At 55.7% G+C, this 25,578-nt stretch carries 21 protein-coding genes; 9 read left to right on the forward strand and 12 right to left on the reverse strand.

The window, feature by feature from the left end; genetic code table 11:
- Positions 1-177: 177 nt before the first annotated feature.
- The 3 genes from PZA18_RS17495 to PZA18_RS17505 form a co-directional block, all read right to left on the reverse strand.
- Entirely contained in the window at positions 178-552 is a 375-nt protein-coding gene (locus PZA18_RS17495; protein WP_284102165.1) for a hypothetical protein, read from the reverse strand.
- A gap of 215 nt (positions 553-767) precedes the next feature.
- A complete protein-coding gene (gene purU / locus PZA18_RS17500) occupies positions 768-1,622 on the reverse strand; it encodes a formyltetrahydrofolate deformylase (RefSeq protein ID WP_284102166.1) in 855 nt (284 codons plus the stop codon).
- A gap of 55 nt (positions 1,623-1,677) precedes the next feature.
- Positions 1,678-2,100 carry a MaoC family dehydratase gene (locus tag PZA18_RS17505; RefSeq protein ID WP_284102167.1) on the reverse strand — a complete coding sequence of 141 codons (423 nt, stop codon included), beginning with the start codon at positions 2,098-2,100 and terminating at the stop codon, positions 1,678-1,680.
- Positions 2,101-2,638: 538 nt separating this feature from the next.
- Between PZA18_RS17505 and PZA18_RS17510 the strand changes: the two genes are divergently transcribed.
- The 3 genes from PZA18_RS17510 (at position 2,639) to PZA18_RS17520 (ending at position 6,294) form a co-directional block, all read left to right on the forward strand.
- A complete protein-coding gene (locus PZA18_RS17510) occupies positions 2,639-3,388 on the forward strand; it encodes an electron transfer flavoprotein subunit beta/FixA family protein (RefSeq protein ID WP_284102168.1) in 750 nt (249 codons plus the stop codon).
- A 2-nt stretch (positions 3,389-3,390) separates the two neighbouring features.
- On the forward strand, positions 3,391-4,326 hold the full coding sequence (locus tag PZA18_RS17515) for an electron transfer flavoprotein subunit alpha/FixB family protein (protein ID WP_284102169.1): 936 nt from the start codon (positions 3,391-3,393) through the stop codon (positions 4,324-4,326).
- 174 nt (positions 4,327-4,500) lie between these two features.
- On the forward strand, positions 4,501-6,294 hold the full coding sequence (locus tag PZA18_RS17520) for an acyl-CoA dehydrogenase C-terminal domain-containing protein (protein WP_284102170.1): 1,794 nt from the start codon (positions 4,501-4,503) through the stop codon (positions 6,292-6,294).
- 133 nt (positions 6,295-6,427) lie between these two features.
- On the opposite strand, the gene PZA18_RS17525 is transcribed toward PZA18_RS17520, so the two are convergent.
- The 3 genes from PZA18_RS17525 to PZA18_RS17535 form a co-directional block, all read right to left on the reverse strand.
- Positions 6,428-7,180 carry a substrate-binding periplasmic protein gene (locus PZA18_RS17525; RefSeq protein ID WP_284102171.1) on the reverse strand — a complete coding sequence of 251 codons (753 nt, stop codon included), beginning with the start codon at positions 7,178-7,180 and terminating at the stop codon, positions 6,428-6,430.
- 107 nt (positions 7,181-7,287) lie between these two features.
- Positions 7,288-8,082: an oxygen-binding di-iron domain-containing protein gene (locus tag PZA18_RS17530; RefSeq protein WP_284102172.1), complete on the reverse strand. Its 795-nt coding sequence runs from the start codon at positions 8,080-8,082 to the stop codon at positions 7,288-7,290.
- Between the two features lie 216 nt (positions 8,083-8,298).
- Entirely contained in the window at positions 8,299-9,048 is a 750-nt protein-coding gene (locus tag PZA18_RS17535) for a hypothetical protein (protein ID WP_284102173.1), read from the reverse strand.
- Between the two features lie 244 nt (positions 9,049-9,292).
- On the opposite strand from PZA18_RS17535, the gene PZA18_RS17540 reads away from it, so the two are divergent.
- Together PZA18_RS17540 and PZA18_RS17545 are read left to right on the forward strand one after the other, a co-directional pair.
- Positions 9,293-10,375 (forward strand): MBL fold metallo-hydrolase, encoded by a 1,083-nt coding sequence (locus tag PZA18_RS17540; protein WP_284102174.1) that lies wholly within the window; start codon positions 9,293-9,295, stop codon positions 10,373-10,375.
- An 86-nt stretch (positions 10,376-10,461) separates the two neighbouring features.
- Positions 10,462-12,546 carry an NHL repeat-containing protein gene (locus PZA18_RS17545; protein ID WP_284102175.1) on the forward strand — a complete coding sequence of 695 codons (2,085 nt, stop codon included), beginning with the start codon at positions 10,462-10,464 and terminating at the stop codon, positions 12,544-12,546.
- 123 nt (positions 12,547-12,669) lie between these two features.
- Here the strand turns inward: PZA18_RS17545 and PZA18_RS17550 are convergent, their stop codons facing one another.
- A complete protein-coding gene (locus tag PZA18_RS17550) occupies positions 12,670-13,449 on the reverse strand; it encodes an inositol monophosphatase family protein (protein ID WP_284102176.1) in 780 nt (259 codons plus the stop codon).
- 347 nt (positions 13,450-13,796) lie between these two features.
- Between PZA18_RS17550 and PZA18_RS17555 the strand changes: the two genes are divergently transcribed.
- The gene (locus PZA18_RS17555; RefSeq protein ID WP_284102177.1) at positions 13,797-14,396 is read left to right on the forward strand and encodes a DUF922 domain-containing protein; all 600 of its coding nucleotides are present in this window, start codon (positions 13,797-13,799) and stop codon (positions 14,394-14,396) included.
- A 49-nt stretch (positions 14,397-14,445) separates the two neighbouring features.
- Here the strand turns inward: PZA18_RS17555 and PZA18_RS17560 are convergent, their stop codons facing one another.
- Entirely contained in the window at positions 14,446-16,011 is a 1,566-nt protein-coding gene (locus PZA18_RS17560; RefSeq protein WP_284102178.1) for a M28 family metallopeptidase, read from the reverse strand.
- 403 nt (positions 16,012-16,414) lie between these two features.
- On the opposite strand from PZA18_RS17560, the gene PZA18_RS17565 reads away from it, so the two are divergent.
- On the forward strand, positions 16,415-17,626 hold the full coding sequence (locus tag PZA18_RS17565) for a hypothetical protein (RefSeq protein ID WP_284102179.1): 1,212 nt from the start codon (positions 16,415-16,417) through the stop codon (positions 17,624-17,626).
- A 62-nt stretch (positions 17,627-17,688) separates the two neighbouring features.
- On the opposite strand, the gene typA is transcribed toward PZA18_RS17565, so the two are convergent.
- A complete protein-coding gene (typA, locus tag PZA18_RS17570) occupies positions 17,689-19,506 on the reverse strand; it encodes a translational GTPase TypA (RefSeq protein WP_284102181.1) in 1,818 nt (605 codons plus the stop codon).
- Between the two features lie 364 nt (positions 19,507-19,870).
- Between typA and PZA18_RS17575 the strand changes: the two genes are divergently transcribed.
- Positions 19,871-21,688 (forward strand): DEAD/DEAH box helicase, encoded by a 1,818-nt coding sequence (locus tag PZA18_RS17575; RefSeq protein WP_284102182.1) that lies wholly within the window; start codon positions 19,871-19,873, stop codon positions 21,686-21,688.
- A gap of 115 nt (positions 21,689-21,803) precedes the next feature.
- On the opposite strand, the gene pseG is transcribed toward PZA18_RS17575, so the two are convergent.
- From pseG to pseC, 3 genes are read right to left on the reverse strand one after another with little or no spacing between them, the layout of a single operon-like run.
- On the reverse strand, positions 21,804-22,862 hold the full coding sequence (pseG, locus tag PZA18_RS17580; RefSeq protein ID WP_284102183.1) for a UDP-2,4-diacetamido-2,4,6-trideoxy-beta-L-altropyranose hydrolase: 1,059 nt from the start codon (positions 22,860-22,862) through the stop codon (positions 21,804-21,806).
- An 11-nt stretch (positions 22,863-22,873) separates the two neighbouring features.
- Positions 22,874-23,605 carry a glycosyltransferase family protein gene (locus tag PZA18_RS17585; RefSeq protein WP_284102184.1) on the reverse strand — a complete coding sequence of 244 codons (732 nt, stop codon included), beginning with the start codon at positions 23,603-23,605 and terminating at the stop codon, positions 22,874-22,876.
- Positions 23,602-24,750: a UDP-4-amino-4,6-dideoxy-N-acetyl-beta-L-altrosamine transaminase gene (gene pseC / locus PZA18_RS17590; RefSeq protein WP_284102185.1), complete on the reverse strand. Its 1,149-nt coding sequence runs from the start codon at positions 24,748-24,750 to the stop codon at positions 23,602-23,604. The genes PZA18_RS17585 and pseC overlap by 4 nt, the downstream gene beginning before the upstream one ends.
- A gap of 535 nt (positions 24,751-25,285) precedes the next feature.
- Between pseC and PZA18_RS17595 the strand changes: the two genes are divergently transcribed.
- Complete coding sequence (locus PZA18_RS17595) at positions 25,286-25,426, forward strand: hypothetical protein (RefSeq protein WP_284102186.1); 141 nt, start codon at positions 25,286-25,288, stop codon at positions 25,424-25,426.
- Positions 25,427-25,578: the final 152 nt, after the last annotated feature.

Genomic DNA, 25,578 nt, shown 5'->3' on the forward strand with positions numbered 1-25,578 from the left:
GCAATATGAAGGCGAGACCTTCGTGGTTATGTACAGGCGAAATGCCCAATGCCCCTGGCGTGCTATACGACCAGACAATAAAACAGCCGCCGCCATGTATCTCCATGGCGGCGGCTATCGGCCAAGCCGCCCCCTTTGGGCAGGGTTCAGCTTATGGCATCGGATTGGCAAAATGCCTCAGGTGCAGGCGGAGCGAGACTCGACATGGTCAACGACAAGCTCCCAGCGCTGCTGCAGAGGGCTCTCGCGTCTGGCGGCCAGATAGTAGCGCTTGCAAGGCTCTACCGTAAACGCCAGATCCTGAATCACCGGCTGGCTGAAGCCAGCGACCGGGGCGGCAGATATTCTTAACTGTCGTTGCCCTGGCTCGACGCGCACCGGGTTGCCATCTACTGTATAGCTGCCGTCTATCGCCAGAACTCGGACCGGATAATGTCGAGGTTCGGTCTTGTGATAAGGCTGTCCATCAAGATAGCTGATATCCAGCGGAACATGGGCGCAGGCGGCCAGCAGTGCAACGAGGGGCAATCCCAAACTTGCAAAATGTCTCATGGCAACTCTCCTTACAAAGCTTCCCCGACCTCCCCTCGACCATCCGCCTCTCCTGCAACCGGCAGAATGGACGCACCGGGCACCGTTCGTTGCATCAATTGAAACCGGGTGCCATCCGGTACAGTGTAGTCCGGCGACACCCGGCAGGATATTGACCATTCGACATTCGTTACCGCTTTTACGACAAGTCGACCACCCCTTAAACGATCCTGCGCTCAGTCGAAAATCACCGTCTTATTGCCGCAGACCAGAATCCGGTGATCCAGGTGCCAGCGTAGCGAACGCGAAAGAACAACGCGTTCAAGATCACGCCCTTTCTGGATCAGATCTTCAACGGTATCGCGGTGCGAGGCGCGAATGACCCCCTGCTCGATAATCGGGCCGTCATCCAGGATTTCGGTGACGTAATGGCCTGTCGCCCCAATCAATTTCACGCCACGCGCATGGGCTCGATGGTAGGGCTTGGCGCCATCAAATGCCGGCAGAAAACTATGGTGGATATTGATGACGCGGTAGGGATAAGCCGCCGTAAACGCTGGCGACAAAACCTGCATATAGCGCGCCAGCACGATCAGATTGACACCATGCTCCTGCAGCAAGGCCATCTGGCGGGCCTCCGCTTCAGCTTTGTTCTCGCGATTGACTTCAATAACATGGAACGGAATGCCATAAAAATCGGCATGCCTGCGGCAATCTTCGTGATTGGAAATGATGAGCGGAATATCACACCACAACTCACCCGATTGCCAGCGCTGCAGCAAATCCACCAGGCAATGGTCGTACTTCGACACAAAAATCGCCATCCGGAATTTGCGCTGCGACAATTTGAGGTGCCATTCCATCGAGAACCGATCTGCGATCGGCTGAAAAGCGGCCCCGAATGCATCCATATCCAGCTTGAAATCGGCCAGATCCCATTCGACACGCATCAGAAAGCGGTTCTCGGTTTCATCCTGATGCTGATCGGCATGCAGAATATTGGCATCGTAGGTGTATAGAAAATTGGCAATCGCGGCGACCAATCCTTTTCGATCAGGGCAGTTGATCAGCAACGTGGCAGTATTCTTCATATGAAATCCAGTTTACATGTTGGTGTTCTTTGTCAGAGAACAGACTCAACGGTTGTCATCCCTCGGCACGACAGGGCGCCATCACCAGTGCATCACCTTCCAGCACCGGCAGGCCTTTGACCAGACATTGCGTCGCCAATGAGACACGCTTTCTTTCCGGATCAATAGCCGTCACCGTCACTCTGGCCGTCACCGTATCGCCAATGTGTACCGGTGCCTTGAACCGGGCATTCAAAGCCAGAAAGATCGTCCCCGGCCCGGGCAATTGCGTGCCCAATACCGTCGAAACAAAACTTACCGTCAATGCCCCGTGCGCGATGCGGCCCTTGAACCGGGTAGTTTCCGCAAACTCCTGATTCAGATGCATGGGATTGGTATCGCCCGTCACGCCTGCGAACAACACAACATCGGCTTCGGTCACGGTTCTTGCATATTCAGCCGTTTGACCGATCACAATATCTTCAAAAAATACCGTCAAATCCGTACCCTCCGGCAGTCCCTGACTTCCCGTCGCATGGTGCGGTTGAGAATATGTTTTCTCATTGGAAACAACCCATCGCCAGCACCCGCAGATCAACTCATGATCAATCTACCCCGACAAGCACTCAGAACGTCTGCCAATCCTATAAATAGTTCGAATTATTGAATTCGTCAGCACTTGATAATCAAATTGACTGTCAATCCGACAAATTACCCGGCTTTGCTGCGTTGCGGCAAAGCGTTTGATTCTGACAATCACCCTTACAAAAGGCAAATACCCTTGCAACTCCACGATATCTGCGCCCTCACCTCGTGGAGAGGGTGCTGCACGATTTTAATCAAACGCTTGTTTGAATTTTGCGAGTTGTGCTAGTCTTTACCATGTAGTGGAAGTGCGGCAAACAACGGCCGGTCGGTGACGCCCCCTTGGGCCAGTGCTATCCTTGCGCCGCTCGAAATCCAGCACATTTTTGAAGACGGCGATGTGCAGTCTCGCCGTTAACATCTGTTTGCAATCTTTCTGATCCGGAGGAACTGTGAAAGCACTGGTCGCGGTTAAGCGCGTTGTAGATTACAACGTGAAAGTGCGGGTGAAAGCCGATGGCAGCGATGTCGATATCGGCAACGTGAAAATGTCGATGAACCCATTCGACGAAATTGCGGTGGAAGAAGCCGTTCGCCTGAAAGAAGCTGGCAAGGTCAGCGAAATTGTTGTGGTATCTCTGGGTGTCAAGCAGTGCGAAGAAACTCTGCGTACTGCCATGGCGATGGGTGCCGATCGCGGCATTCTGGTCGAGACCGAAGCCCCGTTGCAGCCACTGGCGGTTGCCAAGCTGCTCAAGGCCGTCGTAGACAAAGAACAACCTCAGCTTGTCATCCTCGGCAAGCAGGCTATCGACGATGACGCCAATCAAACCGGCCAGATGCTGGCTGCGTTGTTGGGTTGGCCGCAGGGTACTTTTGCATCCAAGGTCGTCGTTGCAGACAGTAAGGTTGATGTCACCCGTGAAATCGACGGCGGACTGGAAACCGTTGCCTTGAAGCTGCCGGCAATTGTTACCACCGACCTGCGTTTGAATGAGCCACGCTACGTCAAGCTGCCGAACATTATGGCCGCAAAAAAGAAGCCTCTGGACAAGACCACTCCGGCCGATCTGGGCGTTGATCCCGCACCTCGTCTGACGGTCCTCAAGGTTGCCGAGCCTGCCAAGCGCAGCGCAGGTGTCAAGGTTGCCAGCGTGCAAGAGCTGGTTGCCAAACTCAAGAACGAAGCGAAGGTGCTCTGATCATGACGATCCTGGTTATTGCAGAACACGACAACACCACTATCAAGTCCGGCACATTCAACACGATTGGTGCAGCCCAGAAAATCGGTGGAGACATCCATGTACTGGTAGCCGGTCAAGGCTGCGGGGCTGCAGCAGAAGCAGCCGCCAAGATCGCGGGTGTCAGCAAAGTATTGCTGGCCGATGCCGCCCACCTCGCTCACCAGCTGGCCGAGAACATCACGCCTGTGGTCGTTGAACTGGCCCGTGGCTATAGCCATGTTCTGGCACCAGCCACCACCTTCGGCAAGAACTTCCTGCCACGTGTAGCCGCTTTGCTGGACGTTGCCCAGATCAGCGATATCGTCGCCGTTGAGTCTGCGGACACCTTCGTTCGCCCAATTTACGCTGGTAACGTGCTGGCGACTGTGAAGTCTGCAGACGCCATCAAAGTCATTACCGTACGGACTACCGCCTTCGAAGCGGCTGCCGCTGGTGGCTCGGCCGCTGTTGAAGCCGTTGCAGCAGGTGCAGATACCGGTACTGCCAGCTTCATCGGCCAAGAGCTGACCAAGTCGGACCGCCCGGAACTGGCCGCCGCCAAAATCGTGGTTTCTGGTGGTCGTGCGCTCGGTTCGGCCGAGCAGTTCAAGGCGGTTATCGAACCTCTCGCTGACAAACTCAGCGCTGCGGTCGGCGCATCACGGGCGGCGGTTGATGCAGGTTATGCACCAAACGACTATCAGGTTGGTCAAACCGGCAAGATCGTTGCGCCTCAGCTGTATGTGGCAGTTGGTATCTCCGGTGCCATCCAGCATCTGGCCGGCATGAAAGACTCCAAGGTCATCGTTGCCATCAATAAAGACGAAGAAGCACCGATCTTCCAGGTGGCCGATTACGGCCTGGTTGGCGATCTGTTCTCGGTTGTGCCAGAACTGATGTCAGAACTGTCGAAGTAAGTCCTACTTCTCCGGGCTCCGTTGCACCAAGCAGCGGAGTCTCTGAACGGCTGCTTAGGCAGCCGTTTTTACGGGCTGTACCACCAAGCCACATCGCCTCGCCCACTCACACCAGCATGGGTTGTGTGTCTTGGCCGTAACGTCCTCTAATCCTCCCGCTTCAGGAGTCTCGCCATGAGTTATCGCGCCCCGGTCAACGACATCCGGTTTGTATTGAATGAACTTGCTGGTCTCAGCGAAGTCTGCGCGCTGCCCGGCAATGAAGACACCAACCCTGAGTTGGTCGATGCCATTCTGGAAGAAGCAGCAAAGTTTGCTGAGGGCGTACTGGCGCCGATCAATCGGAACGGTGATCTGCATGGCAACACTGTAGACAACGGCGTCGTTACCACCGCCCCTGGTTTTCGGGATGCCTACCACCAGTTCCGGGATGCCGGCTGGGTGGGCATGCGTGGCCCCGTCGAGTACGGCGGGCAGGGCATGCCAGCTCTGGTCACAATGGCCGTCGAAGAGCTCTGGTGCGCCGCCAATTTGTCATTCAGCCTGTGCCCCCTGCTGACACTAGGCGCGACAGAGGCCCTGCACCACCATGCTTCGGACGAACTCAAGTCCATCTATCTGCCCAAAATGATTTCGGGCGAGTGGCCTGGCACCATGAACCTGACCGAACCGCAAGCAGGTTCCGATCTGGCCCAAGTCCGCTCTAAAGCAGTTCCAAACCCCACAGGTGATGGCAGCTACCTGATCAGTGGCCAGAAAATCTTTATCACTTGGGGTGAGCACGATATGGCCGATAACATCGTCCATCTCGTCTTGGCTCGCTTGCCGGATGCTCCTGCCGGGGTCAAGGGTATTTCACTGTTCGTGGTTCCCAAATTCCTGGTCAATGCCGATGGCAGCCTGGGTGCCCGAAACGATGTTCGTTGTGTGTCGCTTGAACATAAGCTTGGCATTCATGGCAGTCCTACCTGCGTCATGAGCTACGGCGACAACGGCAATGCAGTGGGCTATCTGGTCGGTGAAGCCAATCGTGGCCTCTCATACATGTTCACCATGATGAACCATGCCCGTCTGGGCGTTGGCGTTGAAGGCATGGCGATTTCCGAGCGCTCCTACCAGCAAGCGGTTGCCTATGCCAGAGATCGGGTACAAAGCCGTGCCCTGGGGTCTGATGACGCCAGTTCGGCGGCCATCATCAAGCATCCGGATGTGCGCCGCATGCTGATGACCATGCGTTCGCAGATTGAGGCCCAGCGAGCCCTCACCTATTTGACAGGTGCTGCACTCGACAAAGCTGCGCGACACCCTGATGCTGCCGAAAAACAGAAAGCGCAGGCGCTGGTCAACTTCCTGATCCCGATCGTCAAAGGCTGGAACACCGAGCAGGCCAATGAAATCACCTCTCTGGGTGTGCAGATTCACGGCGGGATGGGCTTTATTGAGGAAACCGGTGCTGCACAACACTACCGGGATGCCCGTATTACCTCGATCTACGAAGGCACAACCGGGATTCAGGCACTCGACCTTATCGGCCGCAAGCTGGCGTCAGAAAAGGGTACAACCGCCAAAGTCCTTCTCACGGAAGTTGCAGCAACCGTCAACAAACTTAAAGCGGCGGGTGATCTGGCTGTGATTGGCGATGCACTGGAAGCGGCACAAGAGGCCACCATCAAGACCGTTGACTATCTGCTGGCGACCTTTGATAGCAACCCACGAGCCGCAGCCGTAGGTTCGGTACCCTTCCTCAAACAAATGGGGATACTGCTTGGCGGCTGGCAGCTCGGGCGCGCAGCCCTGATCGCCCGTCAGAAGCTTGCCGACGGCGAAGGTGATGCGGCCTTCTTCGAGAGCAAAATCAGCGTAGCACGCTTCTTTGCCGCGCATCAGCTGCCTCAGGTTGCAGCGCTGGCACAGACTATTCGCTTTGGTGCAGAAAGTGCGCTTGAAATCGGCGAGGAATTGCTATAAATCCCTCCAACCGCCATTTAAATCAATCAATAAAAAACCCGGTCAATTGGCCGGGTTTTTTATTGACAAATTGTTGAATCACACTATCTTAAATTGAAAGATACCTTCAAATCCAATCGCCGAAGCTGCTGAATTATTTTGCAACACGCCCTTCGCTCAAGAATTGCTCAACCTTACCTGAAGATTTCAATTTGGCCAGTCCGGCATTAAATCGCTTGATAATCTCTGCGGCTTTAGCTGACTTTTTGGAGATCAATAAGTACATCGGCTCTTCATGCAAGGTCTTGCTTGAATAAGTCACTTTATCCAAGCCCTCCTTGCCATGATGCAATTGGGTCATATACACCCCAACATCCAGCTCCACCGGAAAGCCATCAATACGTCCACCGACAACTTTGGCTATGTTCTGCTCATCCGAAGGAATACGATCAACCGAGAGTTTCTTGGCTTTCTCCAGCTCTTCCCATTCTTTGCCATAATTATAGCCAATAGTGCCTCCGAACTTATTGGTCGACAAATCGGAAAGCTTATTCCATTTCAGTGGCTTGTCTTTTAAATACAGCAAGACTACCTTGCTATTGTAAATAGGCTCGCTAATAAGAAAATCCGCCTCACGTTCAGCATTTTTGGTCCACACCAAAGTACCATCCAGCTCGCCATTTTTTGCGACTTCAAAAGCCCGCTTCCAAGGGTAGAATTTATATTCGACTTTAACGTCCTGTGCTTTGAATGCCTCGCTCACAATGCGTGAGGCGCTGCCGAAGTTCGGTAATTTCTCTCCCAGATAAGGCGGCCACTCACCATTGGCCAGATTAACCGTCATTGATTCTGCCGCTGCAGGTAACGCCACCAACATGGCCAGCCCGATTAATGCGCCTCGATTCATGATTTTCCTCTTTCAGTGCAAGGGATTTATCTCAGTCAGTCATACCCTTTGCATTTATAGGCGAATCCTGATCGATATGTACGCAGCCGCTTCAGCGGCCCTGGCAGTCACTCCGGTATGGCGTAATGGGATTGCTCAAACCAGTCCAGACCACAGCGCAGCTCTTCAAACCAGTCAAGAAAAGCTTCCAGTGTTTCCTGCCCAGCCAACATGCGGCCATGCTGGGGCACGATGCACTGGATCTGGCGACTACGTACCAGTGGGCGGATCATCTGCACCCACAGCCGGCATGCTTTGTTTCCCACCATATAGCGCCGATGAAACCCTTCCATGGTCTTCAGATGGGACAAAAACTCGGAAACCCCGGAAACCGGCTCCGTCACCGCATCATGTTCCACCATTGAGGCACCGACATCGCCACTGAATAGTAATCGTGCCAAGGGATCGAAGAAATGGAAGTTGCCCTCGGCGTGCAAGAAGTGGGCCGGGACCGCCTTGATCGTGGCATTGCCCAAGCGGATGTTCATGCCGGAATCGGGCACCGAGATGATCCGGCCCGCAGTATTGCCGGCCGTGCAGAAGTGCGGCACGAAACGGGACCACAGTTTGGACACAACCAGTTTGCACTCGGTAGTGATCATCCACTTATTCAGCGAAGCCACTATGTCGGGGTCGGCATGGGAAGCCAGAATGTAGCGCAACTGGCGGGCGGGAAAATATTGCTGCATGGCCATGACCAGCGCGTTGTAGGTCATGTTGCCTGCCGGGTCGATCAAGGCACCTTCACCACCGTTGACAATAAGAAACTGGTTCGCCTGTACGGCGTGGTCGTCGTTATCGTCCACCAGATCATTGAACAGCAAACAGGCGTGCTGACCATTGTTAAACAGGGATATTGCCATCTCTCGCTCGGTTTCATTGAAAGTCTGCAAGCATAACGCTGCTGGGCATCAAAGAACTTGAGCGGCATCAAAGACGAGCTTGATCAATTGCGTTCAACGGCCAGCTGCGACAATTGGGCGCAGCTTGTTCAGTACAATGACCGACACCAAAACAAACACCCCGGTTCGAACCGGGGTGCTTGGGTCTGCGAGCATGGTTTCCGTCAACAGCCTGCGTTACATGCCCTCAGTTGACGTCGAGTTGCGCAGCAAGTGCTCCAGCCAGCCATAGTGATCGCGATAGGTACCTTCCAGGCTGCACTGGCTACGTACAACCTTGCCGGTGAACAGATCGGTCGATGAGTCGTAATCGCCCGTGCGGGTGATTGAGCACTTGCGCATCATTTTGTTGCCATCCTCGAACGTCAAGGTTGTATCGACGTTTTCTGCCAGATCAATTGTGAATTTCTTGTCGGTTGCCTTGAAGATCCCTTTCAGGCTAACCGAGCCATTGTGTACCGCTTTACCATCAGCCATTGGCTGACCTTGACCATTGGTCTGGCCCTGACCGTTGCCATTTCCGTTCCCGTTCCCCTGGCCAGTACCGGTTCCCGGAACATTGCCACCGCCATTGCCTGGTCCCTGACCATTACCCGGCCCTTGGCCATTGCCTGGACCTTGGCCATTACCCGGTCCTTGGCCATTGCCTGGGCCCTGGCCGTTGCCGGGGCCTTGCCCGTTATTCCCGCCATTGCCACCTTTGCCTTGGCCTTCGTTCGGTCGTTTCGAAGCATCTGCCGGGCCTGCACAATCTTTTAGCGTAGTGACAACGTCGAGTGCCCCTGTTGCAGAGTCGTAGCTTCCTTTAACAGTACGGCTCCCCCCACCAGGGCAAGCTTGTTCAAAGTCGATGGCTGCAGCCATGGATTGGCCAGCGAGCAACATCGCAGACAGGGCAAGCGGGGTAAGGATGAAACGAGTCTTCATGGTCAATCTCCTGAGCTATGGATTAGGTGTGATTCTCTTCTCGCTCGACTGGCATCCGGTTTGGTGAGTATGCCGCTGTCGTTTGCGTGGAAGTGAATCTAGGCCCGAATCGTGTAGCAACTGTGTTGATGTCAGGGGCAACTGTAAACATCTATGTCAAATCAATGGTTTGACGGCAAGATTGTGAAAAACTACCAAGAAGCGGTAGAGTTGAGCACCAGTCAAAACCTATACGGGAAAACCCTTGTCTTTCTGTCTGACACCTTTGCTTCTTGCGGTAGCCTTGGCGGCTGACGCACCGTCTGATCACTTCGACGGTACGCGCTTTCATAACACCCCTCCCACCCGCCAGAAAACGCTGCTGGATGCAGTCAAATGGAACTTGACCCGCCAGCCCAACCCAGACTGGCAGCAACTGCCCGCTGTCGCCATCCCCAAGCTGCAAGCCAAAGTTGAGGGCCTGGTTGCGGACGTGACGTTTATCAACCATGCCACGACGCTGGTGCAGCTCGCCGGCCGCAACATCCTGACAGACCCGGTTTATTCCGAGCGGGTGAGCCCGGTCTCATTCATGGGCCCCAAGCGCTATCATCCTCCCGCCATTCCGTTTGAGTCACTGCCGAATATCGACCTTGTGGTGATCAGCCACAATCACTACGACCATCTTGATCTGGCCACCTTGAAGCGGCTGGACGAGCGGTTCAAGCCCCGGATACTGGTCGGCAAGGGAAGCGGTGAGTGGCTGCGCAGCCACGGCCTGTCGGAAGTGGTTGAGCTGGACTGGTGGGAAAAATTTGACGCCGGCAATGGCCTGGAGATCATCGGCGTGCCGGCCCAGCACTGGTCGATCCGCTCAGGGTTTGATCGCAATCGCATGCTCTGGCTTGGCTATGCCATGTCCTACCAGAGCAAATATATTTATTTCGCCGGAGACACCGGCTATGGACCCCATTTCAAGGCGATTCATGAACGTCTGGGTGCCCCATCCTTCTCATTACTCCCCATCGGCGCCTATCTGCCGCGTTACATGATGATTGATAATCATATGTCGCCAGATGATGCGGTCAAAGCCCATATCGACCTTAAAAGCCCTGCCAGCATGGGCATTCATTACGGCACGTTTGCCTTGGCCGATGAAGGACAGCGACAACCCATTACTGATCTGGCACTAGCCCGATCACAACGAAGCATCAGCGAAGCACAGTTCTGGGCGGGAGAGCTGGGCATCGTCAAACGCATCACCCTGAATCCCGTCAACAACCAGCCAGACCCAGATCAGGCGGTAAAAACCACACCACAACCAGAGAACCAAACACCCGCTTTATAAGCCTTGCAAGCAATCCACCCCGCTCCTAGCAGAGGGGAGAAAAGAGATCGCCAAGGCCGAAGCGTTTTTCGGAGCAGGATGCAAAGGTGAAAACCCCTACGGAGACCCCCCCCTCAAATGCCGTCGCCGCACCACGCTGGATTAGCCTGATCTTTGGTCTATCGCTACTAGCCTGCGTTGTGCTGGCCGTCTGGAGCTGGCAAGCCAGGCAGGCCGTCGGCGGCCCGGCGCATATGGTAGAGGCCAGCGATCGTTCGCTATGGCTGGTCATGGCAGATTCCATCTGGAAGTTTGACAAGGATGGCAAGGTACTGCGGCAACTGCACAGCCAGCGCGATCTCAAGCTCGTTGGTCACATTGGCTCGCTGGCACCGCTACCAGATGGCGAAATCATCCTGAATGATGAAGCAGCCGGCACGCTGCATATCCTGTCAGCGGAAGGCCGTCACCTCACCCGGATTGATCCCGCCGCGCACTATGGTCACCCACTGGGCCAAAACGCTTACGCCGTTTACGATCCGCGACTCGATCGAATCGTCATCAGCGATACCGACAGGCATCGCCTGCTGGCATTTGGACGCGATGGTGCCGCGCGTGGTCAGTCTCCCGGCGGCGAGGATGGCTTGCTCTACCGCCACCCCGGCCAACTGGTGATTAATGGAGAGGGTTTTCCCTGGCTGGTCGATACCAGCAACCATCGGCTGGTCCAGATTGACGCAGACCTCAAGCCCATGCAGGAAATCGAGGCCCGAGACCGTCGCTACCTGTGGCCCCATGCCGTGGGCTTTGATCGTGACAACGGCTTCTGGGTGGGTCTGAATAATGATCAAGGGCTGGGTCGGGTGGTCAATATTGGTCTGGACGGAATCGCCCGTAACGAACTCCCTCTCCCGCAAGGTGCCATCCCCAAGGCCATAGTCAGCCGTGACGACGACATGCTGATCACCGACCACGGTAATTTTGAAATACGCCGCTACACACGCTTTGGTCAGCCTCAGGGGCATTTTGGTGATGAGCGCATCAATGCAGCGCTCGCCGATGCCAAGGCACGCTATCTGGTTTTAGACAGCCTGATGAGGGCCGGTGTAGGGCTAGCCAGCTTGATTGTGGCAGCCTGGTTTGGAAGCCTGCTCCTGCAGCGCCTGGCGGCCAGCCCAAGGGATTTCAATGGCGTCAGCCTGCCGTTGCCCAAGCTTGGTGGACCGGGCTTGCCGCTTGCGCACGCTTTCCGTTTTCTTGGCTACCCCTTGTTGCTGGCGCCCCCGCTCATCGCGGCCCCTCTGTTGCCAACATTTTTCCCCGATAACGACATTCACTTGCTGACCGCACAGGCTACCACGCTGCTGATGGGATTCACGGCCCTGCTGGTGGCCTTGCCGTTGCGGAGTGATTACTGGCAACGCTGGCGCCGTGGCGAATGGTCGCCGCTGTGGAAAATGGTCGCCTATCGCCAGCTATGCACCTACCATGCCCGCATTGCTGCGCTATTACACACCGGGGAAAGGATCGAAGGCTACGCGGTCTACTCGGCCAGCCGCTGGTCGATGCCAGCACTGCTGGTGGTCACCAATCGCCGGCTGATGCTGTGGCCAAGCAGCATGCAGCCGCGCGGCGTCAAGATTCTGGCACTGGAGACAGTGGCCGGCGCCACGATCCTGAAGCCGCAGGCTCCCCCTTGGTGGCAAGCCTGGCTACCAAGCTTTCCTTTGCGCTGCATCATTCTGAAGGCTGCAGGCGAATACAAGGCCATCGAGTTCTACGACCCTGCTGCAGCCTACGATCTGCAACGCGCCCTGCACAACTACGCGATGACGCGCTTGCGTCAATCTCGCATGGGGATCGACACCAAAGCCGCAACCGACATCCCCTTGCCAGACAAGCTGCGGGGAAACAGCCCACCGGCAGTTCGCAGTGCATTGCTCTCGATGCTGGTGCCGGGCCTGGGCCAGTACTTTCAAGAGCGCCTGGGGGTTGCATTGGGTTTCATGCTGCTGTGTGGCGGCTTGTTGTTGGGGAGTATCCGCCCCATCATCACCCTGATCAGCAGCCACAATGACGTGGATGCCGTCACCCGTACCATGGCCTGGGTCGTCATTCCGCTGCTGTTGATCCTGTGGATCAGCAACATTCGCGATGCCTATCGTTTTGCCCAGAACGAACGACCCGCCTGAAGCCGATCAGTAGCCTTGCCAAGCCAGACAGTGGCCAAACAAAAGGGCTGACTCCGGTCAGCCCTTTTGCTTTCATGTGCGCCCATAAGAAGGCGTTCAGATCGTACAAACTACCCTAGGTGTCTAACGACCATACTTCAATACCCCCAGTGCCTGCTCATGCAGGCTGGCTGTCGCCGCCGCCAGCACCCGGCCCTCACTGTGAATCGTCAAAGGAGCGCCATCCCAGTCGGTCATACGTCCGCCAGCCCCCTCGACGACTGGCGCCAGCGCAGCAAAGTCATGCAGCTTCAAGCCCTCTTCAATCACCATATCCAGCCCTCCTGTCGCCAGCTGGGCATACAGGTACCCATCGCCCCCCCACAGGCCAAAATGGCACTGCGTCAACAAGGCATCAAAGCGAGGCCTGCCCTCTTCGGTAAAATACTGAGGCCCAGTGCTACCCAGACGGGCTCTGGCCAGACCCAACGTAGGCGCACAGCGCACCGACTGGCCATTCAAGGTCGTCGCCTTGCCTTTGACGCCGATCCACCGCTCGTCCAGAACCGGCTGGTCAATCACCCCCATAACGGGCCGCCCCTGATACAGCAAGCCGATCAGCGTCACAAATGTGGGGCGACCGGTAACGAAGCTCTTGGTGCCATCAACCGGATCGAGCACCCATACCCAGTCGGCTTCTTCACGGACTCGTCCGAATTCCTCGCCAATGATGCCGTCCTCAGGTCTTTCCGCCTCAAGGATTTCTCGCATCGCCTTCTCGGCGCCCCGGTCTGCGATGGTTACCGGGCTGGCATCCAGCTTGTCATCAACCAGCAACTGGCTTCGATAGTGCGGCAGGATGGCTGCCCTGGCAGCATCAGCCAGGCGTGGTACCAATGCGAGCAGCGCTTCAGGAACATTCATGGTCGTCTCCGTTTAAATCGGTGGCGGCACAATAGCGTTATGTGTGGCACTTGTCATCGACACTGAGCAGTCTCTTGCACAGCAAGCCTGCAGACGAGACCCCATCGTTCAAGTTTTCAAGTTCTCTCACGACTGCAGGCACAACCTCCTGCACACTCTGCCACCGACCATCTATGCTGACATGAAGCCTTCGGACTGACGATTGTGTAGCGGCTGGAATATCATCGCTCGCCAAATTCTTCGGTGAATCAACGAACTGGCTTTCACGCACAGATGAACGATGCCAGCTGTGAGGTCTGCAGCATCGGCATCAAGACACGCAGGTATCGAGTAATGCGGGGTAAGTCATGGCAAGCCATCATTACATCTTTGCGTTAGCCTGCGTGAGCGGGTTAAGCCTGCTACAGACAGTGTCTGGCAATACCGCCGACGCAGACGGAATTCGCAGGATCTACCAGCTGGAGCACTACAGCTTTCGTGCCCGCAACCTGGCAGAGGCTGTCGAGAACATGGACCGAAGCAGCCCGGTCTTGATCAACCGTCAGCGTTTTCGTGGCTCAACTCATTGGCAATTGGATGGTTTTGTCAGCTTCAAGCAACAAGCAGGAAAGTGTTTGGTTGACCAGATCGACATTACCCTGCGCGTGAAGACCTTGCTTCCAAAATGGCTCGATGCCGAAGCGGCAGATGAGAGTATCAAACGTCGTTGGGCCCGCTTTAGTGAGGCTCTGCGGCAACATGAGGCCGGTCACGCCGAATTCGGCAACAAAGCAGCGGCCGAGCTGCATGAGATTTTGAGCAATTTCCCAGCGGCCGATAATTGTGAGCAGCTGCAGAGTCTGGTAGATGGCACTTCCGAGGCCGTAATCAGCCGACATGCCCAGGCGGATCAGGAATATGACCAGCAAACGCAACACGGCACCACTCAGGGTGCCGTGTTTCCGTAGCAAGCCAACACTATGCAGGCCCCCTACCCGTGGGGGCGTATTCCTGCAATCAGCGAGCGCGCAAGCCGTTGGGGTAGCTCACTTTCAGCGAGTAGGTATTGTCTCGATACGCGTCAACCATCAGATAGACATCGGTTGCTGAAGTCGCAGTCAGCGAACACGTTTCCACCGCGTCGCCACGATAAGGGCGGCAATCCCAGTCCTGACGACTTGGCGCTGCACCTTGGCGCAAATACAAATCAGCATCTCCAACCCCATTCAATTCAGCAACCAAGCGGGCACCGGCGGCCAGTTTGAACGGACCAAACTGCTTGTTCTGGTCCTGCGACAACGAACCCTCGAACTTCTCCGACTTGTCACCCCCAGGCTGTGGCGGGACAGCGCCATCACTCCCCAGCTCGACAGCAAACGACAGCGCCAGCTTCGAGAACTTCAAGGCATGCTGTGCCTGATTACCCATGCTCGCAAAGGTATCCTGCGCAGTATGGATTTTCTTGTTCATGCTGTTGAAGCTCGCCTCGAAAGGCATGGAGGTCGGGTATCCCTGCGCATTCCACGAAGCATGGTCAGAACAGCCGTAACCACAACGGTCGTAACCAATGCTGAGCTCTGGCAGATAAGTCTTGATCAGATTGGCCACAAACTCATTCTGTGCATTGTCGGTGTAGTCAGTGTAGATATAAATATCCTTGTCCGACCCCTTGTAGTTCGTCATGTCGAGCTGGATGACACCCACAACATTGGCATTCTGGCTCTTGAAGCGCTGCGCGATATCCTTGGAACCGCGTAAACCAACCTCTTCGGCGGAGTAGCCAATGAACTTGATGGTGCGATTCGGCTTGTAGCCATTGGCCAACATCACTCGAATCGCCTCGGTCATTGAGGCAATGCCCGACGCATCGTCATCCGCACCAGGAGCCAGTGTGGTTTCCGTCATCTGAGTGCCGCCATGAATCGAGTCCAGGTGCCCGCCAACCACCACGATCTCCTCAGGTTTGCTCTGACCCTTGATGGTCAGCATGACAGACTTCTGCGGCCAGCCGGCATGGGCAATCTGCTCCACGGTTACATCAGAACGGCCACTCGCCAGTGATTGCCACTGTTTGCTCAACCAATCAGATGCCGCTACACCTGCCTGGGTGGTGTAGTAGCGATTAGTGAATTTGGACAAATCTACAATCGTGCTGCCGATCTTTGACTCCTGCATTTGCGGCAGCAAAGGCTTGACGATGGACTGATTGTCGATTGCATAAGTTGGACGAGTAAAGTTAGCCGGATTGGCCGGTTGCAGAGCACGTACCGCTTCCTGGCGAGAGGTATGTGCCACAAAGCCACCGCAACGATGGAGCTCGTCGTGAATCGAATCAGACAGCCCATGCAACACCGATTCGTCCACTTCCACAACATGCACCTGATCTTGTGAACTCACACCGTCAGCCATCATCATGCCGTTCGGCACATGGCTGGAATCGGCCGCTACGACGCTAGGAACCAGCTTTTGCAGCTGTCCGAATGCCTGGTCACCCACGGTAATCCAGACTTTCTTGGGTGTCGGCCCAGCGTGTGCGGTGGTAAAGAGCCCTGCCAGCAAGGCTGCGATCAAAGTGCGTTGCATCGTTCTAAACTCCCTCGAAATGGGCTTACGCCTCGTTACCGTTTGATTGCGGCAATTTTATACATTTCGCATAACATGGCAATGATTTTTATTTCATCGTCATTTTAGAGTTATTTAACAATGCAAGCTCTTCCGAGCCACTCCACGTCGCCCGAATGCGATTGAAGCCCAGCCAAAAGATGGCATGCCCAGTCATATGGCTAGAAACGAACTCTGCGCTTACTGACCATCCGGTGTTATCCATTAGCAAAACTTAAAAGATTAATGCGCTATATGTTTATGATTTTTAATGCTGAATTGGTTAATTACTCTAACAGATCCGGTTCCAGCCCCCTTTCCCCTGGTGGGCCACATGCTTGCTGTCTAGTACCATAGCGGCATTAAAACTGACGATTGCCAGTACATGAAACAACTTGCCCTCGCGCTTGCCCTCACCTTTTCCATAACAACCCACGCCCAAGTTACTGTGGAGGAATCCAGGCTTGAGCAGGCCATGAAGAATATCCCGGCCCGCATCATGAATCGCCATGACGCTGAGGTCTCGGCTTTGCGTGAAGCCTTGATACGCGCAACCTCCCCCTCCCAAGCCATACAAATCAGCACAGAGCACGGTCGGCGCCTCTGGCAACAGTCAACTCAGCACAACCAGCGAACCGAGGAGTATGAGGATCGTTCGCTTTACTGGTCCCGCCTGAATGCCACCGCGCTGATGCGTGATTTGCCATTGCGTTTCGAGGCAGATACCACATTTCGCCAATCGCTGATTGACCGATTCGAATGGTCAAGCCGAGGAATGGACGACATTCGCTTTCAACCCGGCTACAAGCGCATTCTGATTACAGGTTTTGACCCTTTCCTGCTTGACCGGCGTATTGATCAAGCCAATCCATCCGGCGTTGCTGCCCAGATGCTTGATGGCATGGTTGTCGAGCTAGGCAAGCAGCGGGCTCAGATTGAAGCTGTCATCTTCCCTGTGCGCTTCGCAGATTTCGACTCCGGGATCGTAGAGCGCTTCCTTGCCCCGTATTTGCAAGCACCAGAAGTGGATATGGTAGTTACCCTCAGCATGGGTCGTGAGGGGTTCGATCTTGAGCATTTCCCTGGGCGCAGACGTAGCGCCAAGGCGCCAGATAATCTGAACATCACGCTTGGTACCAGTCTGCAGCGGCCACTTCCCCCCCGCGCTGGCGACCATGAGCTTGAAGGCCCGGAATTTGTCGAATTCTCCTTACCTGTCATGCCCATGCTGACAGTACAAACGCCCTATCTGGTTAGAGACAACCGCAAGGTCTTGACGCTACAAGGAGAACAAAGCCCAAGTAACCTGGATGAGCTAAAAGGCCAGACGGCCGTGGAAGGTTCAGGCGGGGGGTATTTATCCAACGAAATTTCCTATCGCAGCCTTCTGCTCAGGCAGCAGCTAGGCAGCAACATTCCAATGGGTCATTTGCACACCCCTGCAATCCAGCATTACAAACGGGATGAGCTTAAGAAAATCGTGCAGCAGATCGAGAAAATTCTGCAGAACGCTTCGCAAACGCTGACACCTGCTCAACTCAAGCATGTGTCACCCAGTCCGGACAAGCCGCATTGGTACGAACGACGCGATAAATAGCCGACAGGAAAGCCAAAAAAAAGGGGGCTGCATGCCCCCTCGTGTGTTACGGACTTTCCGGCTTACTCGGCAGCAGCGCGTGATGCACGACGGCGTTCGTGCTCACTCAGGAAGCGCTTGCGCAAGCGAATGGTCTGAGGAGTGATTTCAACGAGCTCGTCATCGTCGATAAACTCGACCGCATACTCAAGTGTCAACTTGATCGGCGAGGTCAGCTTGACAGCCTCATCCTTACCAGAAGCCCGGATGTTCGTCAGCTGCTTACCCTTGATCGGATTGACGACCAGGTCATTCTCACGGCTGTGGATACCAATGATCATGCCTTCATACAACTTGTCGCCAGGGCTGACAAACATACGGCCACGATCTTCCAGATTCCACAACGCATAGGCGACTGCCTCGCCATTTTCCTGCGAAATCAGAACACCATTGCGACGACCAGGAATGTCGGCTTTGATGGGGCCAAATTCGTCAAAAATATGGGCCATCAAGCCTGTACCACGTGTCAGCGTCAGGAACTCCCCTTGGAACCCAATCAGACCACGGGCAGGGATCCGATATTCCAGGCGAGTCCGGCCATTACCATCAGACTCCATGTTCTGCAGTTCGCCACGACGACGGCCGAGTTCTTCCATGACCGCCCCCTGGTTGTCATCTTCCAGATCCACCGTCAGGTTTTCATAGGGCTCACATTTGACACCATCAATCTCCTTGAAAACCACACGTGGCTTGCCCACTGCAAGCTCATAGCCTTCGCGACGCATGCTTTCAAGCAGAATGGTCAGGTGTAATTCACCACGGCCAGATACGCGGAATACGTCAGTGTCTTCAGTATCTTCGACGCGCAAAGCGACGTTAGTCATCAGCTCTTTAGTCAGACGATCACGCACTTGCCGGCTGGTCACAAACTTGCCTTCCGTACCCGCCAACGGAGAGGAGTTGACCATGAAGTCCATCGTCAGGGTAGGCTCATCCACCTTCGGCAACGGCAAACCAACCGGGTTATCACGATCAGCAATCGTCACGCCGATGCCAACCTCTTCGATACCGGAAACAATAATGATGTCACCCGCCTCAGCCTCTTCGACCGGCACACGCTCCAGCCCCTGAAAGCCCAGAACCTGGTTGATACGCCCCTGGCCAATCTGTTCTTCACCTTTCATGACCGCAACGACCTGACCTGGCTTGATACGGCCATTCTGTACGCGACCAACCCCCAAGCGACCGGTATAGCTGGAGTAATCCAGCGCAGAGATCTGGAACTGCAGCGGCGCCTCCGAGTCACCCTTCGGGGGCTCGACGTGACGCAGAATGGTGTCAAACAAGGGACGCATATCATCCGACTCAGCACCAACCTCCAGCGTTGCATAACCGTTCAGTGCGGAAGCATAGACAACCGGGAAATCCAGCTGCTCATCCGTCGCGCCCAAATTTGCGAACAAATCGAAAGTGTGATTGATCACCCAATCCGGGCGAGCCCCCGGACGGTCAATCTTGTTGATGACAACAATTGGGCGCAGACCCAAGGCCAAGGCCTTCTTGGTCACAAACCGTGTTTGCGGCATCGGGCCTTCCACGGCATCAACCAGCAACAACACGCCGTCAACCATACCTAACACCCGCTCAACCTCCCCACCGAAATCCGCATGGCCAGGGGTGTCAACGATATTGATATGGGTGCCTTCGTAATTTACCGCTGTATTTTTCGCCAGGATGGTAATGCCCCGCTCTTTTTCAAGATCGTTCGAGTCCATCACACGCTCGGCGATTTGTTGGTTCTCCCGGAAGGTACCGGCTTGATGCAAAAGCTTGTCAACCAAGGTGGTTTTACCGTGGTCAACGTGGGCAATGATGGCAATATTTCTTAGCGCGCGCGTCATGGGACTCTTTGCTGATTGGATCAAAAGGGCGCGATTCTAGCACGCGTCTGTGAACACTTTGTATCTTTCATTTGCTTTTCTCCTTATTTTTCAGGATAATGCGCTCGCCTTTGGTTGTATCCAAATGGTTTTCATCGATTCCTGACCTCTTGCGCAGCTTCCTATAGCACTGTTTTGCCTGCGCTCTTGTGGAACCTCAGCCCGTTTTTTTATTGGCGAACTGTTCCCCGATTCCGGTTAGCGTCGATGTGGCGCTGCCGATCCGCACTACTGCCGATCTCAGCTTTCCTTTTAGTATTTGCCCGCTCTTAATTTAGGCCGGGTATGGCGTGCTTTTATCGCCAACAATCCGATAGGACTTTCCGTGACCAAGACTTTTGCCGATCTGGGCCTTGCCCAACCATTACTCGACGCCCTGACCCAAGCTGGCTACAACAACCCGACCCCGATTCAGGGCGAGGCAATTCCTTTGCTGTTGGAAGGGCGCGATCTACTGGCCTCGGCGGCCACAGGCACTGGCAAAACTGCTGCGTTTCTGCTGCCATCCCTGAATCGTTTGACCGAACGTAGCGAGAAGCCTGGTCGCGGCCCTCGCGTTCTGGTACTGACCCCGACCCGTGAATTGGCAGCGCAAGTCAAAACCGCTGCAGAGACTTATGGCAACAAAATTCGCCACGCCAAAGTGGTCAGCGTTGTTGGTGGCCTGCCATACCCAGTTCAGAACAAATTGCTATCGCAACCTTATGAAGTACTGGTTGCAACCCCTGGCCGTCTGATGGATCAGATGGCACGTGGCCGTATCGACTTCTCGCGCCTCGAAGTGTTGGTACTGGACGAAGCCGACCGCATGCTTGATCTCGGATTCCGCGATGACATTGCTGAAATCGCCCGCGCCCTGCCGGCAGATCGCCAAACAGCGCTGTTCTCGGCCACGCTGGAAGACGACATTGCCCGCCTTGCCCAATCTTTGCTGAACAATCCAGCCCGCGTCGAAATTGCGAAGCCTCAGTCCCGCAACGAGCAAATTCTCGAGAAGTTGCACTATGCCGACGATGTCATGCACAAGTCTCGCTTGCTTGATCATATTTTGGGCGACGAGTCGCTCTCTCAAGCCATCGTCTTCATTTCAACCAAGAAAGATGCTGCAGACCTGGCTGATCGCCTGTATGCAGACGGGCACAAGGCAGCCGCATTGCATGGCGACATGCAGCAGCGGGAACGTAACCGCACCCTGACCCAGCTACGTCGTGGCGAAGTTACCGTTCTGGTTGCAACGGATGTGGCCGCACGGGGTATTGATGTTGCTGGTATTTCACACGTCGTCAACTTTGATCTGCCAAAGTTTGCTGAAGACTATGTACACCGCATTGGTCGTACAGGCCGCGCAGGTCGCGAAGGTATTGCGATTTCCTTCGCTAGCCGTGCCGATGTTCCCGCGCTGCGCCGTATTGAAAAGTACACCGGTCGCTCAATTGACCCAGTAGAGTTCTCCGGACTGGAGGCGCGATTCAAGCCACGCCCAGGTGGCTTTGATGGCAAGGGCCGTGGCGGTAGTCGCAACGGCGGGGGTGGGCGCGGTGGCAAGCCTGGTGGCTACGGTGGTGGTCAACGTGGTCGTGACAACAACTGGGGAGACCGTCCTTCCCGCTTCGAAGGCCGAGGCGAGCAACCTCGTTTCGGTGCGCCTCGTGAAGGGGGTTTCGGCCAGCAACGTGAAGGTGGGTTTGGCCAGCGTGAAGGCGGCTTTGGTGCACGCAACAACGATGATCGTCGCACAGGAGGCTTTGGTGGCGGAGAACGCGCCCCACGCTTTGGTGATCGGCCACAGGGAGATCGCGGCTTCCAAGGTAATCGCGGAAGCAATCATCGCGATGACAACTTCGGCAACCGTGCTGACTATCCACAGCGCGAACGTACCTCTGCAGGTCCTCGTGGTGGCTTTGGCCAACCGCGCGAGAGCTTCGGCAATCGTGAATTTACCGGCCGCACCAATAGCAATAATGACCGTGGTGGCTTTGGCGAGCGTCGTAGCGGTGGTTTCGGACGCGATGATCGTGGTGGTGATTCCTGGTCACGAGGTGGTCAAGGCCGTCCAGCGAGCGGTGGGCATAAGTCGGGTGACGGTGCGCGCCGCACCCCTCGCTCCGATAGCCCATTCAGCAAGTCACGTGAATTTGATTGATCCGCGAAGCGGGCTAATTCAATTAGATGCCTGAATCAAATGCCGTTCCCTCTTTGAGTGGAACGGCATTTTCTTTTCACACCCTCAATTCGCTGCGGCATTTCCAGCTTGGCGTTCAAGTATTTGCCAATAGTTGCTGCAGCACCCTTTGCACACCCGATCCGTCAACCAGCGCCATCGCTGCCCGGCTCATTGCGGAAACCGTATCCGGCTCAGCACAAAGTCGGTTGATTGCCTTTGCCCAATCTGCGGCGGAAACTGTATCAGCTACGCCAAGGCAGATGGCCGCTCCGGCATGGGAAAGGGCAGTGGCCACTTCGCGCTGATTGTCCGCAGAAACAATGGTCAACGACGGCAAGCCGAGACAACAACGTTCCCAGGCCGACGAACCTGCCGCCCCCAGTGCCAAGTCCGCCCCACAGATAAGCTCTGCCATCAACGGGGTGTCAAAAAACAGACGAACCCGATCATCACCCAACATCGCCGCTTCCAGGCTGGCTCGATGTGCGTGACCACTACCGACGACCAGATCCAGTCTTAAATTGCCTGGCAGGGCCTGCCATGCCTGCAAGATCTTGCTACTCTCATTACCAGGATCCGTCCCGCCGAAGCTGGCCAGGACGCGCCCGACCCGCCGTCTTGTTGTCACCGTTGATCGTAGCTGGACAAACTCCGGCCGCAATAACACATAGTCGAGCCCGATCAAGCGATGACAGGCTTTGGGTACTAACGCCTGGTAACGAGTTTGCGGATCTGCGTAGAGATTCTGGTCCAACAACCATTCGCAGTCATGAGGACGGTTCGCCAGATCATCCAGCACCAGCAGCTGTGGCGACCATTGGTGCGCCACGCGCTCCCAGCGGGCATCCAGCCCATAGTGATCAACAATCAACAAGTCGTACGGGGTTCGGCGGTCAATCAGCTGTTCCAGCTGTGCCAGGTCTGCCATGGGATCAAGGGGGCCGGGCGGTGGGTCTGGGCCGTCGAGAGCTGGCAGGCTCAGCAGCGTGCATCCCGCCAAACTGACTTTCTCAAGGGGGGCGCCCTGCAATACCCTGCAGGCAAAATCAACCTCGGCACCCTTCTCATGCAATGCCCTGGCCAACGTCAGGCAGCGCATCAAGTGGCCACTACCTATCTGTCGGCTCGCATCAGTTCTGATCAGTACTCTCATGATTAGCAATACTACTGGCCCAGCTTTTTCTGCTCGATATGGGCATTGAGCGCGGGCCAGTCTGGATGCAGTGCCATCAAGGCCAGACAGTCATCCAGGCGGAAATCACGCCAGTCGGGAGCCAGCGCTTCCAGCATGCGGCGAATCAACTCGAAATCTTCGGGGGTATCAACCGTCCAGCGATATTCGCTCAAATCACGCTCACAGCGCACCTCGGCCAGGCGGAAGCGTTCAGGGTGTCGGTAGAGAAAAGGGGTTACATGCTCGCGTTCAAATGGTAAGCGGGCAAGCTGATCAGCTTGATAAAGACTGGCCGCCGAGAAAACCTCCGTATCCAGGCCGCGTGGATAGGTGGGGCTTAATGAATTGGAAACATAATCGGCATCGCCAAGCGCAAAGCGGTGGATGACACTGGCGCTGATATCCGGGTCAATCAAGGGGCAATCCGAAGTCACCCGAACCACCACATCAGCCAGCACACTGCGGGCGGCACCCGCATAGCGGCTCAATACATCATCCTGCGAGCCACGCCAGCAGGGAATCTGCAGCGCCTGGCAAAGAGCCAGGATCGGCTCATCAGCCACCTCAGTCGTCGTCGCCACCACGATGCAGTCCGCGTTGTGGATGCGTTGCAGCCTTTGCAGCTGGATTTGCAAGAGCGGTATGCCCAGCACCGTCTTCAGAACTTTTCCAGGCAATCGGGTCGAGCCCATGCGGGCTTGCACGATAACGGCGACGGTCATCGCAGGATACTCGTCAGTGCTTCGATCACCCAATCCTGATCCTTGTCGGTCAAACCAGGGAAGAGCGGTAAACTGATTGCAGATTGGTAGTAGCCCTCCGCGACAGGAAAGTCACCCGGCCGAAAGCCAAGTTGACGGTAATAGGGCTGCAGATGAACCGGGATGTAATGCACATTGACCCCGACATTGGCCGTACGTAGCAGGTCATAGACCTGGCGCCGGCGTGCGGCTTCCTGCAATCGAACCGGATAAAGGTGCCAGGCCGATTGCCGATCCACCCGCTCTTCGGGCAGCGACAGACCCCGGCCGGACAGCTGCACGCGATACCGCGCCGCCAGCTCGCGCCGACGCAGGATGAAATGACCCAGACGCCCCAGCTGCGATACCCCAAGCGCAGCCTGCATATCGGTCATTCGATAGTTGAAGCCCAGCTCCAGCTGTTCGTAATACCAACCACCCGCGTACTCTCCTTGCATCAGTGCCGGATCCCGGCTGATGCCGTGGCTGCGTAGTCGGCGCATTCGTGCGGCCAGCTGCGGATCTTTACACAAGGCAGCCCCACCTTCGCCGGTAGTCACGATCTTCACTGGATGAAAACTGAAGACGGTGATGTCTGAAAACCGGCCACAACCCACCGCATCCTGGCGATAGCGTCCGCCGACGGCGTGCGATGCGTCCTCAATCACCTTGAAGCCATAGACGCTCGCCAGCTCACCGATCGCCGCCATATCGCAGCTTTGCCCGGCAAAGTGTACCGGGATGACCACTTTCGGTAAGCGCCCATGCCTGGCGGCATCGGCAAGTTTTTGGGCCAGCAGCTGGGCATCCATATTGCCGGTATCGGCCTCGATATCGACAAAATCTACGGTTGCCCCACAGTAGCGTGCGCAATTGGCACTGGCGACAAAGGTGTTCGGCGAAGTCCAGACCAGATCGCCAGGGCCGACATCCAGAGCCATACATGCCAGATGCAGCGCTGCCGTGGCATTCGACACCGCCACGGCATGATTGGCGCCTGTGACGTCAGTCAGTGCAGCTTCGAATCGCTCAATGCAGGGGCCCTGGGTCAACCAGTCAGAGCGCAATACCTCAACCACGGCGGCAATATCATGTTCGTCGATATGCTGCCTGCCATAAGGAATCATGTTGTCCTCCCATTTGCTACGCTGCCACCCCGGACATCGCACCCATCTCGGTGGTTCCCTACCCTGCAACCGGCCAGTGCACCAGATCATGAAAGCCCAGTCGGCGTATTATTTTTAATATTAGGCGCTGTTGACGCCTCATTTCCGGCAGTACGGTAACCAAGACCCGCAGTACCCGATTCCCGTCAGTAAAGCCCGGCCTGAGCGCGAAATATCAAGCTCAATATCAAACTTCGGCACAGTCAGCGAGTTTTTGTGGGTATGTCATCCACAGCAGATGATGGCTCACCCCCTCTTCTCTGATCGCACGTTAAGGCAATTGTAGGCGCAAGCCACAAATCAGCACGCCCAGTCCGCCCCGGCGTGAAGACAACTTCTGGTTGATGCCACTACTAGCCGGCACAAGCCAGGTGCCGATTGGTATTCAGGGGGCGATGCTTCATAATTCTTTTATATCCGTCTTAGGCGCTGTTGACGTTTTAATTCCGGATCGCATTTCGCCCAACCCCGCTTATTTCTGCATACCTTATCCACCATGAGCAACCATTCGCGCTACCAACAAAGTGATACCGATGAAAGCCCGCGCTTCGGCCTGCTGCTGATCGCCTTGTCCATCCTGATGATCCTGGTCGGCATTGGCACCTGGGCTGCGGTGACATTTCTGTCAGGGGACTGACGCCCTGACCTAGCCTGATGCCTGCCCAGGCTCTGTTGACGTTTTGTTTCCGGTCGCGCCGGGCCGAGTTTTGGGGCAGGGCGAGGCAGGGTGAGCGCAGTTTAGCGAGCTAAATAAGCGAACGCTAACGACGCCATGCCCCAAAAATCGAC

The organism is Parachitinimonas caeni (assembly GCF_030129945.1).
GTDB lineage: Bacteria > Pseudomonadota > Gammaproteobacteria > Burkholderiales > Chitinimonadaceae > Parachitinimonas > Parachitinimonas caeni.

Coding starts and splice junctions, on each gene's coding strand:
- PZA18_RS17495 (WP_284102165.1), bottom strand. CDS start 552: ATGAGACATTTTGCAAGTTTGGGATTGCCCCTCGTTGCACTGCTGGCC.
- purU (WP_284102166.1), bottom strand. CDS start 1,622: ATGAAGAATACTGCCACGTTGCTGATCAACTGCCCTGATCGAAAAGGA.
- PZA18_RS17515 (WP_284102169.1), top strand. CDS start 3,391: ATGACGATCCTGGTTATTGCAGAACACGACAACACCACTATCAAGTCC.
- PZA18_RS17520 (WP_284102170.1), top strand. CDS start 4,501: ATGAGTTATCGCGCCCCGGTCAACGACATCCGGTTTGTATTGAATGAA.
- PZA18_RS17525 (WP_284102171.1), bottom strand. CDS start 7,180: ATGAATCGAGGCGCATTAATCGGGCTGGCCATGTTGGTGGCGTTACCT.
- PZA18_RS17530 (WP_284102172.1), bottom strand. CDS start 8,082: ATGGCAATATCCCTGTTTAACAATGGTCAGCACGCCTGTTTGCTGTTC.
- PZA18_RS17535 (WP_284102173.1), bottom strand. CDS start 9,048: ATGAAGACTCGTTTCATCCTTACCCCGCTTGCCCTGTCTGCGATGTTG.
- PZA18_RS17550 (WP_284102176.1), bottom strand. CDS start 13,449: ATGAATGTTCCTGAAGCGCTGCTCGCATTGGTACCACGCCTGGCTGAT.
- PZA18_RS17555 (WP_284102177.1), top strand. CDS start 13,797: ATGGCAAGCCATCATTACATCTTTGCGTTAGCCTGCGTGAGCGGGTTA.
- PZA18_RS17560 (WP_284102178.1), bottom strand. CDS start 16,011: ATGCAACGCACTTTGATCGCAGCCTTGCTGGCAGGGCTCTTTACCACC.
- PZA18_RS17565 (WP_284102179.1), top strand. CDS start 16,415: ATGAAACAACTTGCCCTCGCGCTTGCCCTCACCTTTTCCATAACAACC.
- typA (WP_284102181.1), bottom strand. CDS start 19,506: ATGACGCGCGCGCTAAGAAATATTGCCATCATTGCCCACGTTGACCAC.
- pseG (WP_284102183.1), bottom strand. CDS start 22,862: ATGAGAGTACTGATCAGAACTGATGCGAGCCGACAGATAGGTAGTGGC.
- PZA18_RS17585 (WP_284102184.1), bottom strand. CDS start 23,605: ATGACCGTCGCCGTTATCGTGCAAGCCCGCATGGGCTCGACCCGATTG.
- pseC (WP_284102185.1), bottom strand. CDS start 24,750: ATGATTCCTTATGGCAGGCAGCATATCGACGAACATGATATTGCCGCC.
- PZA18_RS17595 (WP_284102186.1), top strand. CDS start 25,286: ATGAGCAACCATTCGCGCTACCAACAAAGTGATACCGATGAAAGCCCG.